The 20,884-nt window shown below is 42.9% G+C and carries 12 protein-coding genes; 4 read left to right on the top strand and 8 right to left on the bottom strand.

Annotated elements, in window-relative coordinates; genetic code table 11:
• Positions 1-128: 128 nt before the first annotated feature.
• The 7 genes from R7Z49_RS20785 to R7Z49_RS20755 all read right to left on the bottom strand — a co-directional run bounded on the left by R7Z49_RS20785 (position 129) and on the right by R7Z49_RS20755 (position 12,371).
• Complete coding sequence (locus R7Z49_RS20785; RefSeq protein ID WP_005377441.1) at positions 129-4,970, bottom strand: NAD-glutamate dehydrogenase; 4,842 nt, start codon at positions 4,968-4,970, stop codon at positions 129-131.
• Between the two features lie 201 nt (positions 4,971-5,171).
• Positions 5,172-5,390: a DUF2835 domain-containing protein gene (locus R7Z49_RS20780; RefSeq protein WP_005377440.1), complete on the bottom strand. Its 219-nt coding sequence runs from the start codon at positions 5,388-5,390 to the stop codon at positions 5,172-5,174.
• Between the two features lie 65 nt (positions 5,391-5,455).
• Positions 5,456-8,062 carry an aminopeptidase N gene (gene pepN, locus R7Z49_RS20775; protein WP_186584240.1) on the bottom strand — a complete coding sequence of 869 codons (2,607 nt, stop codon included), beginning with the start codon at positions 8,060-8,062 and terminating at the stop codon, positions 5,456-5,458.
• 226 nt (positions 8,063-8,288) lie between these two features.
• Positions 8,289-8,954 (bottom strand): hypothetical protein, encoded by a 666-nt coding sequence (locus R7Z49_RS20770; RefSeq protein ID WP_186584239.1) that lies wholly within the window; start codon positions 8,952-8,954, stop codon positions 8,289-8,291.
• A 195-nt stretch (positions 8,955-9,149) separates the two neighbouring features.
• The gene (gene prc, locus R7Z49_RS20765; protein WP_062730581.1) at positions 9,150-11,156 is read right to left on the bottom strand and encodes a carboxy terminal-processing peptidase; all 2,007 of its coding nucleotides are present in this window, start codon (positions 11,154-11,156) and stop codon (positions 9,150-9,152) included.
• Positions 11,157-11,173: 17 nt separating this feature from the next.
• On the bottom strand, positions 11,174-11,800 hold the full coding sequence (gene proQ, locus R7Z49_RS20760) for an RNA chaperone ProQ (protein ID WP_005377435.1): 627 nt from the start codon (positions 11,798-11,800) through the stop codon (positions 11,174-11,176).
• A gap of 97 nt (positions 11,801-11,897) precedes the next feature.
• Positions 11,898-12,371 carry a GAF domain-containing protein gene (locus tag R7Z49_RS20755; RefSeq protein ID WP_318111978.1) on the bottom strand — a complete coding sequence of 158 codons (474 nt, stop codon included), beginning with the start codon at positions 12,369-12,371 and terminating at the stop codon, positions 11,898-11,900.
• 92 nt (positions 12,372-12,463) lie between these two features.
• On the opposite strand from R7Z49_RS20755, the gene R7Z49_RS20750 reads away from it, so the two are divergent.
• The 4 genes from R7Z49_RS20750 to rsmF all read left to right on the top strand — a co-directional run bounded on the left by R7Z49_RS20750 (position 12,464) and on the right by rsmF (position 19,763).
• Positions 12,464-14,260, top strand: a complete 1,797-nt coding sequence (locus tag R7Z49_RS20750; RefSeq protein ID WP_033905326.1) for an ABC transporter ATP-binding protein — start codon at positions 12,464-12,466, stop codon at positions 14,258-14,260.
• 24 nt (positions 14,261-14,284) lie between these two features.
• Positions 14,285-15,535, top strand: coding sequence for a paraquat-inducible protein A (locus R7Z49_RS20745; RefSeq protein WP_005377429.1), 1,251 nt, complete (start codon positions 14,285-14,287; stop codon positions 15,533-15,535).
• Positions 15,528-18,176 (top strand): MlaD family protein, encoded by a 2,649-nt coding sequence (locus tag R7Z49_RS20740; RefSeq protein ID WP_318111977.1) that lies wholly within the window; start codon positions 15,528-15,530, stop codon positions 18,174-18,176. Before R7Z49_RS20745 ends, R7Z49_RS20740 begins: the two co-directional genes overlap by 8 nt.
• A gap of 150 nt (positions 18,177-18,326) precedes the next feature.
• A complete protein-coding gene (gene rsmF, locus R7Z49_RS20735) occupies positions 18,327-19,763 on the top strand; it encodes a 16S rRNA (cytosine(1407)-C(5))-methyltransferase RsmF (protein ID WP_213913935.1) in 1,437 nt (478 codons plus the stop codon).
• A gap of 283 nt (positions 19,764-20,046) precedes the next feature.
• Here the strand turns inward: rsmF and R7Z49_RS20730 are convergent, their stop codons facing one another.
• Positions 20,047-20,880 carry a S1 RNA-binding domain-containing protein gene (locus R7Z49_RS20730; RefSeq protein WP_285335402.1) on the bottom strand — a complete coding sequence of 278 codons (834 nt, stop codon included), beginning with the start codon at positions 20,878-20,880 and terminating at the stop codon, positions 20,047-20,049.
• Between the last annotated feature and the right edge of the window lie 4 nt (positions 20,881-20,884).

Here is a 20,884-nt window from a genome sequence, read left to right as displayed (position 1 = left end):
TTAGCATGAGTAGTTTTACAGGCAAAGCCGAAACGGATGATAACCACCTACTGAAGTAGGTGGTTTAGGGCTGAAAATAAAAAGCCCCGTTAAATAACGAGGCTTTTACTTATGACTTGATTATTCCACTACTCTTTCGATGAGCAGTTGAGGTTTAAAAGTACTAGCTCTCGAAGTGCTACAGAGAACTTAGCAAATTCGTGTACTGAGCCAACTTTGAACTCGTTTAAGATACTCTCCCAGCGGTGCAACGATTGCTCGTTAGTTTCAATCCAATCTTCTAACGCAGCCATCACGTCAAGCTCTTCGGTTGAGCAGCCACAAGTCAGTACCTGAGCGGTAAGTTGACGTTGTTGCCAGTCCAGATCTTCACGGAATGCCGCTCTTGCAAGTGCTTGCCAGTTGTTATCAACGGCTTGGCTATTAATTTGCTTCAAGAACCAATGCAACGATAAACGGTCACCCAAGTTAAAGTAGAGTTTCGATGCTTGCTCAACCGTTTTACCTGTTTCACTTGCTACTGATGAAATATCCAGTGCAGATTGTAAGCTTGATAAGCGGGCAACTTGGTGAGCGAGTTTCTCTTCAACCCCTTTCTCTATCCAACCTTGAGCCAACTCATTGTGTTCTTCAACTTCAGACTCAACTAACATAGTGTCTAGGGTTTCAGTGATAACATTGACATCTTGCTTGTAGATAGCAATCAACTCACCGACCGTGCATTTGCCGCTACGGTTACGAAGCAACCAGCGTGCAATTCGACGCAGTGCTCGGCGCACGTAAAACATAATTTCGTATTGAGCTTGCGCTGTCGCAACGTTATCAAGTTTGCGAGTTTGCTTGAGGATTTCTTCTAAATCAAAGATTTCTCTAGCCGCACTGTAAGCGTTGGCAATATCGACAACACTTGCACCAGTTTCTTCTTGCAAACGAGTAACGAAGTTACAGCCCATTTCATTAACCATCTGGTTAGCCAATGCTGTAGCGATAATTTCAGCTCGCAGTGGGTGATTAACCATTTGATCTTTATAGTTACGTCGTAACGCACTTGGGAAATATTCAACAAGTTGTTTTGCATGGAATTCATCATTTGCGATTTCATCCGTAACAAGTTGCTGTTTAAGTACCATTTTACCGTAGGCAACTAACACTGATAGCTCAGGGCGAGTCAGACCTAGTCCCTGTTTTTCACGCTCGATTAGCGTTTCATCATCAGGAATGTATTCGAGAGCACGGTCCAAGTACCCTGCTTTCTCCATAGTGTGGATGAATCGAATTTGCTCCTTAACAATGCCAACACCTTGCTGTTCAGTAACAGAGATCGACTCCGACTGACGGTAAGCATCATCCAAGACAATTTCACCCACTTCGTCTTCCATAGACTCTAGAATTTGGTTACGTTGCTTAACCGTAAGATCGCCATTTGAAACCAGTCCATTGAGGAAGATCTTGATGTTGACTTCATTATCCGAACAGTCAACGCCACCTACGTTATCAACGAAGTCCGTGTTCACTCGACCGCCAGTTAGTGCGTATTCGATACGACCAAGCTGAGTCATACCCAAGTTACCACCTTCGCCAACCACTTTGGCTCTTAAGTCACGGCCGTCAATGCGCAGCATGTCGTTAGCACGGTCACCAACATCTGTATGAGTTTCTGTTGATGATTTAACGTAAGTGCCGATACCACCGTTCCAAAGAAGATCGACTTTCATTTTCAAGATCATCTTTATCAGATCGTTAGGCGCTAAAGATGCTTTCTTCGTACCTAACATTTTCTGAATTTCTGGCGTCAACTGGATCGATTTTGATCGACGAGAGAAGATGCCACCACCTTGAGAGATCAAGTCTTTGTTGTAATCTTCCCAGCTTGATCTTGGCAAATTAAACAAGCGGTTACGCTCTTCCCAGCTGCTGGCTGAATCTGGATTTGGATCAATAAAGATGTGCATGTGGTTAAACGCAGCTTGCAATCGAATATGCTTCGATAACAGCATACCGTTACCGAACACGTCACCTGCCATATCACCTACACCGATTGCAGTAAAATCAGTGGTCTGACAGTTGATGCCCATTTCACGGAAGTGACGTTTAACAGATTCCCAACCACCTTTTGCGGTGATTCCCATTGCTTTGTGATCGTAACCGTTTGAACCACCTGAAGCGAATGCGTCACCTAGCCAGAAGTTGTATTCTGCAGAAACAGAGTTTGCCAAATCTGAGAAGGTTGCTGTGCCTTTATCGGCAGCCACTACTAGATATGGGTCATCTTCATCGTGACGAACAACGTTTTGTGGTGGTACCACCTCTCCTTCAATGATGTTATCTGACACATCTAGCAGTGCACGGATAAAGCGTTTGTAACAACGCTGACCTTCCGCAAAAATTTCATCACGAGTGGTGAGAGATGGCTGGCGTTTACAAACGAAGCCGCCTTTTGCACCAACTGGTACAATTACAGTGTTCTTAACCTGTTGCGCTTTTACTAAGCCAAGAATCTCCGTACGGAAGTCTTCTTGACGATCTGACCAACGCAAACCACCACGAGCCACTTTTCCACCACGAAGGTGAACACCTTCAATATCTGGTGCGTAAACAAAGATCTCGAATGCAGGTACAGGCTGCGGAATCTCAGGAATATCGCTTGGCTTCATTTTCAAAGATAACCAAGGCTTAGGCTGCTTATTCTCGTCTACTTGGTAGTAGTTGGTACGAAGCGTCGCCATGATCATTTCAATATAACGACGAATAATACGATCATCATCCAAGCTCTCTACACGATCCAACTGCTCTGTTAGCTTTTTAATTAGATCGTTTTGGCCTTTCTCGCTGCCTTTGTGTTTCGGATCAAATCGCTTGGTGAACAGCTTGACTAGACCTGTCGCTAAGTCTGGGTAGTGGCTTAGCGTGTCTTCGATGTACTGCTGACTGAATGGGAAGCCGACTTGGCGCATGTATCGTGCGTAAGCGCGAAGAATGGAAATCTCACGGCCAGATAAAGACGCACCTAATAACAATCGGTTGAAACCATCACTTTCAAGATTACCCGCCCAAATGGCAGCAAATGCTTGTTGGAAACGATCACGAGCTTCACGAAGGTCAACGGTTTTCTCGCTCTTATGCAGCATAGAGAAGTCAAGGATCCAGAAAGTCTGACCGTTGTTTTTCTCGATCTCATATGGCGATTCGCCAATCACACGCAAACCAAGGTTTTCCAACATCGGCATTACGTCAGAAAGGTGAATTGGTTCATCGCGATGATATAACTTTAAGCGGACAGCTTTGGAATCTGCTCCCTCTTCTTGAGGTCGGTAGAACAACATACCAAGTTTATTATCATCACTTAACGCTTCTAAGCGCTCGATATCTGCAACCGCAGAACCTGGCATCATGTCCTCTTTGTATGAGCGAGGGAACGCACTCATATATTCTTTTGAAAGAGGAAGGCCTTTACTTTCACCAAAGTTAGCAATGATGGATTCTTTTAGTCTGTCATCCCAAGAGGTAGAAACTTCCATTAGATTTTGCTCGATCTTTTTCACGTCTACGTCAATGTTGTTATTGTCTACACGAACAATGTAATGTGTTCTCGCTAGTGGGCTTTCTGAGAAGTACGTTGTAAATTCAACCTCTTGCTCGCAACCAAAGTACTGCTTAAGAATGCGTTGAGTTTGACGACGCAATTCTGTGTTGTAACGATCTTTAGTGACATAAACCATGCAACTGAAGAAACGACCAAATGGGTCTTTACGAACAAACAAACGCAGCAAGTCACGATCTTGCATTTGTACAACACCCATTCCCACCTCAAGCAGCTCTTCTTCATTAGCTTGAAGCAACTCGTCGCGTGGGTAGTTTTCTAAGATATTGTGCAATGCTTTGTATGAGTATGATCCGTGACGGTATCCACTTGCTTCAAGGATACGGTCAACTTTTTCACGGATCAAAGGAATACTTTGTACCGCTTGGTTGTAAACGGCGGAGGTATATAAACCAGTAAAGCGATGCTCACCTATTACTTTACCGTTTTCATCAAACTTCTTAATACCGATGTAATCAGTATAAGCTGGACGGTGGATACGAGATGCTTTGTTACCTTTGGTGATGATCAGAGCGTATGGTTTTTTCGCTTCTAATCGCGCTGAATCTGATAATTCAGAGAGCTTGACGCTACGCACGCGCTTGTCATCAGCAAACAGACCTAGTCCTTTTTCTTTAGCAGGAACAAGTTCGGTATCACCATTGACCTCTTTTAAGTCATAATCTTTATAACCCATAAAGGTAAAGTTATGATCTTCTAGCCAACGAAGAAATGCGATCGTTTCATCCATACGATCAGTTTGGATAGAAACACGATCTTTATTTTTCTCAAGTTCATCAGTAACAAACTTAAGCTTATCAACCATCTGCTTCCAGTCATCAACGACTAAGCGAGTATCAGATAGAATTCTTAACAGCTCTTCTTTAAGCGCTTGCATCTCGTCTTTACTAGTAAGGCGGTCTACCTCTATGTGGAAAAGTGATTGAAGAACACCACCCTCACCGTTTACGTCTGTAACTTGGCCTTTTTTATCACGCTGAATCTGTGTTGGGTTATTCAACATTAGGTGACAAACAAGATCCAAACGTGCTAAAGCCATTTTGACTGAGTCCACTAAGAATGGACTATCTGGAACAACAATTTCTACGATTGTGTGTGTGGATTGCCAGCCTTGACGACTTACGGTCGGGTTAAATACTCGAACCGAAATCTCTTCTGGTTTTTTTTCATTGATATGGTGCCAAAGGCTAACGACAGCACCATAAAGGTCGGATTCGTTTCGCTGAATTAGATCATCATCAGCAATGTTACTGAATAAGTGTTGAGCAAGTTTAGTTACAAGCGTTTGGTGAGAAAGCTCGAGTTTGTCTTGAATCAGTTGGTAAACCTTTTCAAGCAGAACCGGCACTACATTTTCACGCGCGGTCATATTCACACTCCACATTAGAATTGTTGTTTTGTAGGGGGACTTAGTAGCTAGGTTGTTACCTTAGAAACTAAGCATAGGTAATGCATGTGCCCATTGTAAAAGCATAATTACAAATGTTTAACAACTAATCGTAGTGGTAAGAGGTGAAATGTCCGATTCTGTGACTAAGATTCCTATTTAACTCTCTGCAAATACAATACATCACAGAGTTTCTAACTTAAGAAACTTATTATTTTGGTCAGTTGTTAGTCTAAACTGGCCTCTAACGCCCAATTGACTAAGAAATGGTCTAAATCTCGCGGCGGGTAACTGCAAACGCAAACCGTTGTGTGTGACAACTTGAACAACACTTGCCGCACCAGAATAATGAGATAAAAACGTTTGATATGAAATGTTGAGATTGAAGTAGTAATAGTTCATGAAGTGAAAACTAAGTGACATAAACAAATAAGGTGGTCTAAATGACCACCCTATTGTGTTGTTTACTATTCGTCTAGTGCTTTAGTCACTTTTTCGAATAGATCTTTAGCAAGATTATCCATTGCTTTGAGCTTTTCAAGTTCTGCACGAATCATTGCTTGGCGAGCTTCATCGTATTTACGGAACTTAAGCAAAGGATCAATCATTCGAGAAGCTACTTGTGGGTTCGAATCATTTAGTTGGCGAAGAATTTCACCGGCAAACTGGTAACCTACACCGGATTTATCATGGAAACGTACAGGGTTCGCACTTAAGAACGAGCCAATTAAGCTGCGCGTACGGTTCGGATTTTTCAAACTAAATGCTTCGTGGTTCATGGTTGCTTTTACTTTTTCAAGAGCATCCTCTGCAGGATTGCTACCTTGAAGTGCAAACCACTTATCCATAACCAAACCATCGTGCTTCCATTTATCGCTATAATCAGCCATAAGTGCTTCACGACACTCGAGCTGAGCGTTATTTGCAGCACTCATCGCAGCAATCGTATCTGTCATGTTATTTGCAGATGCGTACTGCGCGTTGACTAAATCATTACCTTTTTCCGTATGTGCTAGGTACTGAAGGCAACGGTTACGTAAAGCACGCTTACCAATAGCAGCATGGTCGATCGTATACTCTGTTTGCTTAAGCGTGTGATAAGTTGCACTTAGCTCATCTTCTAACTCTTTAGAAAGTGACACTGTAATGCTGTTTAGCACTTTGTCTACGGCATCGATATCAATTTGCTGGTACCAACCAGTAATCTCATTGATTGAAGGCATAGAGAAAACTTGAGCAATGAAAGCTGGCTCAAGCGTTTCATCCAACAGCACACCGCGGAAAGCATCTATCACACCTTCAGAAAGCGATACTTCTTGTCCCGCTTGAACGTTTTTCACATTCTGACGAATGTATTTAGCCAATAGCATTTGGCTAGCGTCCCATCGAGCAAAATCGTTCGTTGCGTGCTTCATCAAGAAGACTAACTCGTCATCGCTGTAATCGTATTCTAATTTGACTGGTGCCGAGAATTCACGCAACAAAGATGGCACTGGCTGTTCTTCGACATTTTCAAATACGAACGTTTGCTTATCTTGTTTAATATCCAGCACGTTATGAACAGATTCACCGTTAATTACCAGTGGGATAACTCGACCTTTCGAATCATACAACTCGATATCGAACGGAATATGCAGCGCTTGTTTTTCTGCTTGGTCTTGCGTCGGCTCCGTAAATTGCTCTACCGTTAGTGCGTAAGTTTTTGCATCAGCGTTGTATTCGCTATTTACGCGTAGCGTTGGTGTACCCGATTGGCTGTACCACAAACGGAACTGTTTTAAATCAACACCGGTGGCATCTTCCATTGCAGAAACAAAGTCTTCACACGTCGCGGCGGTACCATCGTGACGTTCAAAATAAAGTTTCATTCCTTTTTGGAAGCCCTCTTCGCCAAGGAGTGTATGGTACATGCGAATAACTTCGCTGCCCTTTTCATACACCGTTAGCGTGTAGAAGTTATTCATCTCAATGACTTTGTCAGGACGAATCGGGTGAGACATTGGGCTTGCATCTTCCGCAAATTGAGGACCACGAATAATACGTACGTTATCAATACGGTTATCAGCACGAGAACCTAAGTCAGAAGAGAATTCTTGGTCACGGAATACGGTTAAGCCTTCTTTTAGACTTAGTTGGAACCAGTCACGACAAGTGACACGGTTGCCAGTCCAGTTGTGGAAGTACTCATGACCGATCACAGCTTCGATACCTAAATAGTCACGATCTGTCGCAGTTTGATCGTTCGCCAGAACATATTTTGAGTTAAAAATGTTCAAGCCTTTGTTTTCCATTGCACCCATGTTGAAGAAATCAACAGCAACGATCATATAAATATCCAGATCGTATTCCAGGCCAAAGCGTTCCTCATCCCACTTCATCGAGTTGATCAAAGATGTCATCGCATGACCTGCACGATCTAAGTTACCTTTATCAACAAAGATTTCTAAATCAACACTGCGACCTGACATCGTTGTATATTTGTCACGCAATACATCAAAGTCGCCTGCAACAAGGGCGAACAAGTAAGCTGGTTTTGGATGCGGATCCTGCCATTGAACCCAATGACGACCGTTCTCTGCATCACCTTCTGCAATTCGGTTACCATTGCTCAGCAAATATGGGTAAGCCGCTTTATCTGCGATCACTTTTGTTGTGTATTTTGCTAGAACATCCGGACGGTCTAGATAGTACGTGATACGGCGGAAGCCCTCAGCCTCACACTGAGTACAAAATGCGCCGCCTGATTTGTACAAACCTTCGAGTGCTGTATTCGCTTCAGGATCAATTTTGGTGACGATTTCAAGTTCAAACTCGGATGGAAGATCGGTCAGTACCAGCGATGACTCCTTCACCTCGTGATGAGCCCAATCCTCACCATTTACTTTTACAGCGCGTAGCTCAAGCCCTTCGCCATCGAGTTCTAGCGTTGTTGTATCGCCTTTTTGAGCAACTTTTGATACCGCCGTAACGATTGTGTCATTGTCATATAGATCAAAAGTAAGATCGATATCAGTAATCGCATGAGATGGCTCTTTATAATCTTTACGATATTTGGCCAGGGGAGCTTGAGACATGAGCATAAATCCTTGTATGTCGAACAACAAAAATACCAGACTGCATGATCAAAAATGCAGTTCTGGTATCACTATATAAGCTATTTGTAGGGGTTGTGGTATCAGAATACAAGTCTTTCCATCAAAAAACGGAGCTTTTAGTGCTCTAGCTCCGTTTTTTGATTAACATTTAAACAACATTAATGACTTACCGTACGCACGCGTAATTTGGCGCATGTTAAAGGCATCATGGCGTAACTCTATTGAGTACGGCGTACATATCACCATTGGAATCTTCGATCGTTAGCTCATTCTTGTTGAGCTTATACGTGGTTCCATGCTCGCCATTTTCATACAACAGAACCAGAAACTCATCTTCTGTGTAAAACACACCTTGTTTGATGGACTCATCCCCTTCTTCGTTCGAAATCCTAAACATGAACACGAAATCAGGTTGAAGTATCAAATCCATCTGATTAATGTTGTTTGCCACAAGACCGTCGCCAGATACGTGAGAGCTAGACCAAATACCTGCAAGTGAATTGGATAATCCCTTAGTGAATGTTACACCATTAAGATCAAGCGTATTATGGTTGTTGCGATAGGCATAAATTTGAGGCTCGTCGGTGTTTAAACCAAGAACGATGGTGTCTTCATTTGCGTTATACAGCCCTTCCCAATGGTCAACGGAATAGTCTTTCTTTTGAATATCAATAGAAAAGCTGTAGTCCGAACCTAATGAGAGTTTGATCGCGCGAAAGTTTTCAGCCGACTCTTCGGGGTTTGGGTTCATTAAATACCAGTCTCCGATGAGAAACGGCGTGTCAAAGTGACTTAATTCATCTTCTCTGGTGTTTTCTCCACCAACCACACTAAAGCAGCAAAAGCTAAGTAAAATAAAGAACCACTTCATATCGGCATCCTTATCGTTTTCTTTTAGCTTAGCCAGTAGTCTTCACTTTCGCGAAATTTTAGATGTAGATCACGTAAATTATTGGGAAAAAATAAGCGAATATCTTACTTGATACTCAATACAAACAAAGATGAAAAGACATAAAAAAAGAGTGAGCCTGAAAGACTCACTCTTTTTACTTTGAATTGCCAGTTATTATGACTGATTTTTCTGCTTGAGTAGATCAACCATAATCGCGACAGACTCATCTAAATAAACATCAGGCGCTTCATAATCTTTAGGTATATCATCCAATGTTTTGAATGCTTCCTTACCTAAAGCAGCTTGACGCTCATTGATGCGTTGTAAACGAAGTGCTTCCGCTTTATCCGATTCAGCTTTACGAACTTTTTCGTTCAAAGACAAAGTATTATCGTCTTTTTCTTTACGATATTTCTCGATGTCTTCATTGATAAAGCGGAACTCCATTTCATCAGAAATACGCTTGTTATGAAGAGCAGTAAGTTTTTCAACTAAGGCGTCGTTACTTGGAAACGTTTGATATTGTGCTTTATCAATCTGATCCCAAGGTAAAGCATTGTCTTCAACACTTTCACCTGTTTCAGAAGCCTCAATTGGCGTTGGGTACGAAATATCTGGTGCAACACCACGATTTTGCGTACTTCCACCGTCAATACGATAAAACTTCTGAATCGTGTACTGAACATAACCTAGCTCTTTATCGAAAAGATCGTAAATATGATTCAGTGAACGATGTTGCTGAACTGTACCTTTACCGAAAGAGTTTTCACCTAAGATGATTGCACGATTATAATCTTGCATTGCCGCTGCAAAAATTTCAGATGCTGAAGCACTGTAGCGGTTAATCAATACCGTCAATGGGCCATCATAACTCACTTTTCCATCGGTATCGGCATTCACCTTGATGCGGCCATAGCTGTCACGAACTTGAACTACAGGACCTTCTTTAATGAATAAACCTGTCAATGCCGTCGCTTCTGTTAGCGCACCACCACCATTGTTACGTAGATCAACGATTACGCCGTCAACGTTTTTGGTTTTCAACTCAGCTAGTAATTTATCGGTGTCTTTCGATAAGCCGACGTAGAAACTTGGTACTTCTAAAATACCAATCTTCTTACCGTCTTTTTCGATGATTTCTGACTTAACCGCACGATCTTCTAAGCGAACTTTGTCACGAACAATTGTGACAATGTAACTCTTCGCATCGTTACCTTCTGGCAAGATCTGTAGATTAACCTTTGTGCCTTTAGGGCCTTTGATTAACTGAACAACATCATCCAGACGCCAACCGATCACGTCGACAATTTCTTCACCGTCTTGTCCAACACCAGTGATTCGGTCCCCTTCACCAAGTTGCTTACTCTTTGATGCCGGACCGCCAACAACAAGTGAACGAATTACTGTGTAATCGTCTGTCATTTGCAAAACGGCGCCGATGCCTTCTAGAGAAAGGTTCATTTCCGATTGGAATTGCTCGGCATTACGTGGAGAAAGGTAGCTTGTATGAGGGTCAACCTGTCGCGCGAAGGCATTCATATACAACTGAAATGCGTCTTCATTGTTGGTCTGTGTGATGCGCTTCATCGCGTTGTTATAACGCTTCTCTAAAACTTCTTTAATCTCTGGCCACTCTTTGCCAGTCAGTTTCAGATTTAACGCGTCATATTTCACACGCTTGCGCCACAACTCGTTGAGCTCTGCTTCGTCTTTTGGCCATGCGGCCTCAGAGCGGTCTAACTCTATCTCGTCATCGGTATCAAACTTGATCTCTTCATCGAGTAGAGTTAACGCATAAGCAAAACGATCGAAACGCTTCTGCATTGAGAGGTTGTAAACATCAAAAGCAATTTGGTTGTTGCCCGATTTAAGCTGATCATCAAGCTCGACTGACCAATTTTTAAATGAATCGATGTCTGCTTGAGTGAAAATATTTCTATTGTAATCAAGCAACTCTACATAGCGTTCAAATATCGCTTTAGAGAAATCATCATTGAGGCTGAAGTGCTTATAATGAGAGCGGGTAAATCGCGAGGTGACTCGTTTGCTAGCTGTTTCATGCTGAACTTCAGGAGAAAGAACCGGCAGGTCATCTTTATGTAGTTTGGCTTCAAGAGCCTGAGCTGATGCTGCTAGCCATAAGCTAGCAGCAATCAGGGTCACTTTTGAACGGCAATTCATGCGTAGGAGTATCTCCTTTATGCGCGCAAGTGCTCCGCTTTCACAACCATTTGTAGGCCGTTAGCAAGTTGAACACGTACATCATCCTTATTGATTTCAACAATGGTCGCTGCCATGTTTCCTTTGCCCATGTTCACGTTAACTGCGTTACCTACTGTGATTTCATCAGCATTTAGAGCGCGCGTTTCTACAGGCTTAGTTGGTTTTTGTACTTTTGGTTTATTAGTACGACGAGGCTGTTGAGGCTTTTTAGCCGCAGGTTTCGCTTTCGCCTTACCCTCTTCACGAGCTTTTTGTGCTTGTTCTTTACGACGAGCCTGAACTTTCGCCTTGCTTTCTGCAAGTGTCGCTTTCGCGTGTTCAACGTGCTCTTCTTCTAGCTCACCACAAGGGTTGCCATCTAGGTCTACACGTACTGCACCTGGTTTTACACCGTGTAGGTAACGCCATGATGAAGTGTACTGTCTTAACGCTGCACGAAGCTGTGTTTTGCTTACTTTTTCGTCTTCATTTAGACGTTCCGCAAGATCTTGAAAAATACCAATTTTCAGAGGTTTTGCTTCACCTTCTAAAGTAAAGCACTTAGGGAAACATTCAGCAATATATGCAATAACTTCTTTGCTGTTTTTTAACTTTTCAGTCATGAGGGGTCCTGATTTGAGCGGATTTCCGCGAGCATTAAGAAAAAATATTCTCGTATTATAGTGACATGCCAAGGAAAAACCACACTCGAAGGCTAATTTATGCGTCGTTCGCGTGTGAATTAAGCAGCTTTTCTACTTCAACCATGAAATGAGTGAGACCTTCTTCGTCTGTTTCATTAAATCGGCCAATACTTGGACTATCAATATCAAGTACACCAACCACCTTTCCATTAATAGAAAATGGAATCACAATTTCTGAATTGCTCGCTGCATCGCACGCAATATGCCCCTCAAATTCGTGAACGTCGTATACTCTTTGTATAGTATTAGTTTGTGCAGCAGTACCGCAGACGCCTCGACCCATTGGGATACGAACACAAGCTGTTTTTCCTTGGAACGGACCAAGAATAAGCTCTTCACCTTTTGTTAGGTAAAAGCCTGCCCAGTTAAGATCGTCAAGTTCCATGAAAAGCAATGAGCTCAAGTTTGCTAGGTTCGCAATAAAGTCTGGTTCAGACTCAATTAGAGCAACAGCTTGTTTGGTTAGTCTTTGGTATTGTTCTAAGTTCATATTAACTTCCTACTTACTATAAAAGCTTCCATTCTCAATGTATGGCGCTAAAATGCAGCCCTACTTTATAATAGGACTTATTCTCAATTACAATGCTTCTGAAAAATGACACTATTAGCCGTTCTTGGTTGATAACACAAGTAAAAAAGCACAAGTCCAAGCTGATCATAGCGAACTTGATAGCGGTGCTTGCAACCTTGATTAGTGTTCCAATTCCCCTCCTCATGCCTTTGATGGTTGATGAGGTCTTATTGGACCAACCTGCAAAAGGTTTAGATGCCATGAATGCCATTCTCCCTGAAGCGTGGCACACTCCGACAGGCTATATTTTCTTCACCCTGTTCTTGGTTGTTCTTATGCGAGCTGCGAGCCAAGGATTAAATATCCTTCAAAGCCGACAATTTACGCTTGTTTCAAAAACCATCACGTTTGAGATGCGCAGTAAAATGATCGACAAACTCGGCCGTATCAGCATCCGACAATACGAAACCAAAGGTAGCGGAGGAATCAACGCACACCTTATCACTGACATTGAGACCATTGATAAATTTATTGGTTCTACGTTAGCAAAATTCGTTATCAGTTTTCTGACTGTTATTGGTACTGCTATCGTTCTACTTTGGCTCGATTGGCGACTTGGTCTGTTTATCCTGTTAGTTAACCCTATTGTCATTTACTTCTCACGTAAACTAGGCAGTATGGTTAAACATCTGAAACGGAAGGAAAATCATTCTTTTGAAATTTTCCAAAACCGTTTAGTTGAAACATTAGATGGAATCTACCAACTACGCGCGGCCAATAAAGAACGAGAATTTCTCCAGCAACTCAAAGACAGTGCGAACCAAGTTCGCGTTGATGCAGACAAGTATGCTTGGCAATCTGAAGCTGCTGGTCGCGTATCTTTCCTTCTCTTTTTGATCGGCTTTGAATTATTCAGAGCTGTAGCAATGTTAATGGTCATGTTCAGTGACCTTACTATTGGCCAAATATTTGCCGTTTTTGGTTACCTATGGTTCATGCTGTCTCCTGTTCAAGAGTTGCTTGGGATTCAGTTTTCTTGGTATAGCGCTAAAGCGGCATTAAAACGCATCAACGACTTATTAGAGTTAGAAGAAGAGCAGAGACCGGTTTCTAAGGTAAATCCTTTCAAAGAAGGTAGAGAAGTTGATGTTAAAGTAGAAAACATTAATTTCTCTTACAATAATGAAAACAAAGTCCTAGATAATCTTTCTTTACATATGCCGGCAGGAAAGAAAGTGGCGTTAGTTGGTGCAAGCGGCGGTGGTAAGTCAACCTTGATACAATTACTTATTGGGGTTTACCGTCAAAACTCCGGTAGCATTCGCTTTAATGATGAATTAACAGAAGATATTGGTTTTGAAGTAATTCGCGACAAAATTGCCGTGGTATTACAGCAACCTATACTATTTAACGACACCTTGAGGCATAATCTAACGCTTGGTGGGGATTTTGACGAAATGTCACTTTGGCGTGCGCTTGAAGTGGCTCAGCTGCAAGATGTTATTTCTCAACTGAACCACGGCTTGGATACTCAAGTTGGTCGTAATGGCATTCGTTTGTCAGGAGGTCAACGACAACGGCTGGCCATTGCTAGAATGGTGCTGAGTAATCCTCAATTTGTTATTTTAGACGAAGCCACGTCTGCGCTAGATACCGCTACTGAAGCGGCTTTACACAAAGCACTGACCGAGTTCTTACGTGGTAGAACAACATTAATCGTTGCGCACCGACTGTCCGCTGTTAAACAAGCCGATTTGATCTACGTGCTTGAAGATGGGAAAGTGACGCAAACAGGTACTCATGGTGAGTTAGTTGAGCAAGAAGGCTTATATCAAACCTTATATGGGGGCATACAGTCCCACGCTTAAATCGTTCAAGCTAGAGAGGTCGTTATGACCTCTCTGTCTAAGCACGCCATGCAACCCAATAACGTACGTTTGTGCCAAGGTTGTGAATTGCCTGTCGACATCGTCGACTTACCCCATGGAAAAAATGCACACTGCCCTCGTTGTGGTACACAATTATATCGCGGAGGTAGCCCTAGCCTCTCTGGTAATCTAGCCGTCGCGATAACCTGCATCCTACTATTTATTCCATCGCACTTTTTTAACTTTATTAGCATCCGACTCTTTGGTGTGATGATTCCGGCAACCCTACCTTCAGGGATGATCACATTGATGGAAGAAGGATTTGTTCTTCTTTCATTGCTCATTCTATTTTGTAGCTCTCTTGCGCCACTGACGGTTTGTGTTTCAGTGGTAACGGCACATATTTCTTTACATCAACGATGGTTCCGTGGGCTTCGTATCTCACTGTGGCTAATTCAACATTTGAAGCATTGGGTTATGTTGGATGTGTTCTTAGTTAGCATCGCCATTTCCTGTTTTAAACTCCAAGATTATTCCGACATTTTCGTCGGTCCAGGGTTAATTGGTCTGGTTCTTTTGCAGATATTTACCGTTTTGTTAGTTTCAAGAATCAGCGTCCGTCGTTATTGGGAAGCTTGGAAGCCAGAAAGTTTATATGCTTTTGAGCATAAAGATGTGCATTGCCATGAATGCCACTTGTCCCAACCTGAAGGTGACCATTGCCAGCGTTGTCATCACGAGTTATATCATCGCAAGCCAAACTCCATTCAGAAAACATGGGCTTACCTCATCGCAGCAACGGTCGCCATCTTCCCTGCTAACCTGATCCCTATTTCCATCTTGCTTACCAATGGTAAGCGTTTGGAGGACACTATTTTTTCAGGCGTGGCTGGTTTGGTAAAAAGCGGCATGTATGGAATCGCTGCGATCATTTTTGTTGCCAGTATCGTTGTCCCGGTGATTAAAATACTTGGGCTCGCCTACATCATGCTTTGCATCCAATTCAAACGTTCGGTGTTTAAGAGACAACGAATGATGGTTTACTTTGTTGTTAAATGGATCGGTAAATGGTCTGTGATGGATTTGTTTGTTATTTCTATCATGATGACTTTAGTCGATCGTGGTCAGATACTGGATTTCACACCAGGATATGGCGCCGTAGCATTTGGTGTTGTCGTAGTGTTGACCATGCTTGCAGCAGAAAGTATTGATCCAAGGCTAATCTGGGACCAAACAAGCCCAAAACAATCAGAAAAAGAGTCAATGAATGAGTGATCAGAACAGTTCTCAAACGTCATACGTACCAGATGTAAAGCGGAGTAAAGGCATATCTCCTCTTTGGCTGTTGCCAATTTTGACCATGGTCTTAGCTGGCTGGCTTGTAGTGAAGTCGATACACGATGCAGGACAACGAGTGCAAATCTATTTTTCTGATGCCGCTGGTCTTGTCGCCGGCCGAACCACTATCCGTTACCAAGGATTAGAAGTCGGCATGGTAAGAGACATTAACCTCACCGAAGATCTCGGCAGTATTTATGTCGATGCTGATATCTATCCTGAAGCTGCAAAGTTACTGAACGATAAAACACGCTTTTGGTTAGTAAAACCAACAGCTAGCCTAACGGGAGTTTCCGGACTGGATGCGCTCGTCTCAGGTAACTACATCTCGATTCAACCCGGAGATGGTCAAGAGTTTGAGACAACATTCCATGCGTTAGACTCTGCCCCAACAGATTTACGTGTTTCTCAAGGTTTGAATATTAAGCTCAAAAGCCGTGATTTAGGTGGTGTATCGGTTGGCTCTCAAATTGTTTATAAGAAAATCCCAATCGGTGAAGTGTACAGTTACCAGCTAGATGAAGATGCAAAATCTATCACTATTCAAGCCAACATTCAGGATCAATACCGACATATCATTAACAACCGCAGTCGATTCTGGAACGTCAGTGGAATTGGTGCCAGCATCGGTTTTGAAGGTGTCGATGTAAGACTAGAAAGCATGAGTGCCTTACTAGGTGGCGCCATCGCCGTCGACTCTCCGGATGATGGTGAGCCTGTAGAAGAGAACACCGAGTTCCGTTTGTATAAAGATTTGAAAACTGCTGGTCGAGGCATCGCGGTTAAAATCGTCCTACCTGATGACAGCAAGATCAGCGGAGAAGGCGCTCCAATTATGTATCGCGGAATCGAAATTGGCCAAGTTACGGACTTGAGCCTTTCCGAAGGCCGAGAAGTGATATTGGCGTCAGCGGCAATTCAACCCGCTTTTAGTGACATGCTGACGACAGGTACTCGATTTGTCTTAGAAGAAGCAAAGGTGTCCCTTTCTGGTGTTGAAAACATTGCTAATTTAGTGCGAGGAAACTTCTTAACGATCGCGCCGGGCGCGGGTGAACGCTCTCGCCGCTTTACTGCCATTCGTAAAAACGTGTTTAACCAACAGCAAGAAAAGTCCATCGCGATTCGTTTGGTATCCGACAATTCGTTTGGCCTAGATAGCGGTGCCAATGTACTTTATAAAGGCATCGTTGTTGGTTCAATCATCAAAGTGGGCCTAGTTAAGGAAGATAAAAAATCACAACACGAAGTATTTATGGATGTATTGATTGACCATGAATATAAACATCTGATCAAATCAAACAATCGTTTTTATGTAACCGGCAGTGCATCAGCAGAGTTAACTGAATCGGGGCTCAGCGTTACCGTTCCTCCAGCAAAGCAGTTGTTAACTGGGTCAATTAGTTTTGTGAGCGAAGGCAAGCAAGATATTCAAAAAGAGTATCAACTGTTCCAAAATGAATCATTGGCTGAATTGGCGCAGTACAATCAAAGTGGCTCTAGGGCGCTAACACTATTTGCTTCTGAATTGCCGCCGATTTCCAAAGGCAGTCCTCTACTCTATCGTAATCTTCCAGTTGGTAACGTCTCCGATTTCCAACTAGTTGATGGCGGAGTACTAATTAAGGCTACTATCGAAAACCGCTTCGCTTATCTTGTAACGCCAAAAACCGTTTTTTGGAATCGTTCAGGGATTGAGATAGATGCATCATTAGCTGGCGTCAGTGTGAAAGCACACCCTTTGAAGTCGTTAATCGAAGGTGGCATCGCTTTTGACTCCGTGCCAGGCGTTGAAAACAAAATCGGAGAAAACTGGAAGCTGTATTCTGATCAAAAAACCGCTCGCAAGTTTGGGCGCGTCATTGCTTTAGAAACCGACGGTTCGCAAGAGATTGCTAAAGGAATGCCGATTGAATATCAAGGTGTTAAAGTTGGTGAAATCACTCTGGTTGTACCGAATTTTCGTCGTAACATGGTTGAAGTCACTGCAAGGATCCTACCTGAATACGTAGAAAACATTGCGGTTGAAGGTTCACATTTTTGGCTAACTGAACCAGAAATTGGTTTAGGTGGCGTTAAAAACCTCGGAGCGTTGGTGTCGAAATCCATCAGTGTTGAACCAGGTAAAGGTAAAGCCAAATTTGATTTTCAGTTAGAAAATAGTTCAGAACGCGTGCATGGAATCATGTTTACGTTACAAAGTGAACAAAGAGGCTCAGTACAAGTCGGTACCCCTATCCTTTACCGCCAGATGGAAGTTGGCCAAGTGACCGACGTAAGCCTAGGAGAATTTGCTGATCGCATCGTCACGACTATCAAAATACAGCCTGAATATGCTTACCTCGTTCGTCAAAACAGTGTGTTCTGGAATGTTTCAGGAGTAGATGTTTCCATCGGGCTTACCGGCGCTAACATCAAAGCGGGAACCTTTGATAGTTTAGTTCGCGGAGGAATTGCGTTTTCAACGCCAGAGCAATCGACTATTCCACCAGCGGCAAAGAGTGGGCAATCTTTCTTTTTGTATCCACAAGCTGAAGAAGGTTGGACTCAATGGCGTACAGCGATTCCTAAGCCGTAGAATAAAGCTCAATTCACGTACAATTGAAGTTTGATCACTTTAAAAGAGCAGCAATCGCTGCTCTTTTTTATTGCTCGGCCCTTGTCACTATTCGTTTCTGCTTCGCTTTCGTATATTATTTGCCACAAATTCTGCAAACGAGATCCCACATTGCATCCTAATGTTTACATCCCAGACGCGTTTCTGGAAAAAATCCAAACCATCCTTCCTGCTCACCTCAACATGGAAGACTTTATCGCTTCGTGCCAAAAGCCACTGCGCAAAAGTATTCGAGTTAATACGTTGAAGATCAGTGTTGAAGCGTTTCTAGAACGAGCAGAAACAAAAGGCTGGAAGCTTTCTCCTGTGCCTTGGTGTGACACAGGTTTTTGGATTGAAGCGGATGAGTCAGTTGTACCATTAGGAAACACAGCAGAACACATGTCTGGCTTATTCTACATTCAAGAAGCCAGTTCGATGATGCCGGTATCTGCTCTGTTTATGAATGATGAATCTTACGATGCCGTGTTAGATACCGCAGCCGCTCCAGGCTCAAAAACCACTCAAATTGCAGCTTTAATGAACAACGAAGGTGTACTTGTGGCCAATGAATACGCCGCAAGTCGTGTAAAAGTACTGCACGCTAATGTGGAACGTTGTGGGGTACGTAACGCCGCACTAAGTAACTTCGATGGACGCGTTTTTGGCGGTTGGCTACCAGAACAATTTGATGCGGTTTTGCTCGACGCGCCTTGCTCTGGAGAAGGCACCGTTCGCAAAGACGAAGATGCGATGAAAAACTGGACGCAAGCTTCCGTACTCGACATCGCTGACACACAGAAAGATCTTATTGAAAGCGCCTTCCATGCATTAAAGCCCGGTGGTGTGATGGTTTACTCAACATGTACGCTCAGTACAGAAGAAAACCAACAAGTTTGTCAACACTTGAAAGAAACCTTTGGGGATGCTGTAGAGTTTGAAAGCCTTGAGAACTTGTTTGAAAACGCAGAGGCAGCTCTAACTGAAGAAGGCTTTTTGCATATTTTCCCGCAGGTCTACGACAGTGAAGGGTTCTTTGTTGCAAGAATTCGCAAACAGGCTGCTGTTGAGGCGCCAGAAGTCAAAAAGCGCATGGGGAAATTCCCCTTTGCTAAAACTTCAAAAAAAGAATCGACAGAAATTGCTCAACAACTCCAAAGCGCGTTAGGTATTAAACTTCCAAATGACAGTTCTGTATGGCTTCGCGATAAAGATGTCTGGTTATTCCCTAATGCTTTAGAAGCGATGATCGGCGAATTACGCTTCTCCCGTATGGGTATAAAGATCGCGGAAGCCCATAAAAATGGCTACCGTTGGCAACACCAAGTCGCGACTGCCCTGGCGACAGGTTCTGAAAGCAACGCCATTGAACTCAGTATTGAAGAAGCGCGCGAATGGTACATGGGGCGTGATGTTCGCCCACAAACCATTCCTGAGGGAATGAAAACAGGTAAAGGCGAAGTGCTTGTCACCTATCAAGGCGCAGTTATTGGCCTTGGCAAGTGGGTAAGCAACCGAATAAAGAATGGTCTCCCTCGCGAATTAGTACGAGATAAGAACTTATTTTAAAAGACGTAACGAACCATAAATAAATGAAAAGCCATCGTATTTGCGATGGCTTTTTAATTCGTAAGTATGAAAGCAAGTGGGCTCGCTAGCGATCCGGACACGCTGTACTAAACTAGTTGTATCAAAGTAATGCTTTGATGTGGCATTTCTCTCTATGTTCACCAACAAAATTATTGTTGGACAAGTTTAGCGCAGGCTCTGCGGAGCCGTTTCCCCTAGGCCCAAAAAAAGGAAAAGTTTGGGCCGTTTTTTTGGCTGTAGTTCCACTATACGTGAGTTTGGACTACGCTATACGAATACCGTCTTTCTCAATGACAATTTTACCCTGCTTGTATAAGCCACCGATGGTCTTTTTATAAGTCCCTTTACTTGTGCGGAAAGCATCAAAAATCGCTTCAGGAGAAGACTTGTCATTCAAAGGCAAAAATCCGCCTTTCTTCTCTAGCAAGTCAAGGATCTTACTAGAAAGATCGTCCATTTTCGCCACACCGACTTTTTGTAGAGCAAGGTCGATTTTGCCATCTTCACGAATGTGCTTAATAAAGCCTTTCAGCTTTTTACCGATGTAAAGCTTACCAAAAACATCCGATGGGAAAATCATGCCCCAATGCTTACCGTTAACGATAGCTTTATAACCAAGTTGACTACGCTCTGCGATGATCAAATCAACTTGCTCGTTAACTTCATAATTCGCTGGAGTTTTATCTAACCATTTATTGAACTTAGTCGTACCAACAATGCGACCTGACGCTTTGTCGGTATAAACATACACTAAAATGGTTTGTCCGGCAGAGAAGCGAGTGCGTTGCTCACTAAAAGGAATCAGTAAGTCCTTTTCTTTGATGCCCCAATTTACAAAAGCACCTGTCGCATTCACACCCTCAATCTTCATTAAACCCCACTCACCCACTTGGGCAATTGGTCTTTCAATGGTCGCAGCAAGTTGGCTTTCTGAATCGAAGTACAGAAATACGTCTACATACTCACCAATTTCAGTACCCTCTGGTACATACTTACTAGGTAGTAGAACAGAACCGTAATCATCGCCATCCAGAAATACGCCAAAATCAGCCTTTTTAATGACTTCTAAGCTGTTAATTTGACCAATTTTAATCATTGAT

Origin of the sequence: Vibrio sp. 1562, from assembly GCF_033340155.1 — a bacterium.
In the GTDB taxonomy this organism is placed as follows: domain Bacteria; phylum Pseudomonadota; class Gammaproteobacteria; order Enterobacterales; family Vibrionaceae; genus Vibrio; species Vibrio alginolyticus.
This window is presented reverse-complemented; position numbering and strand designations above follow the sequence as displayed.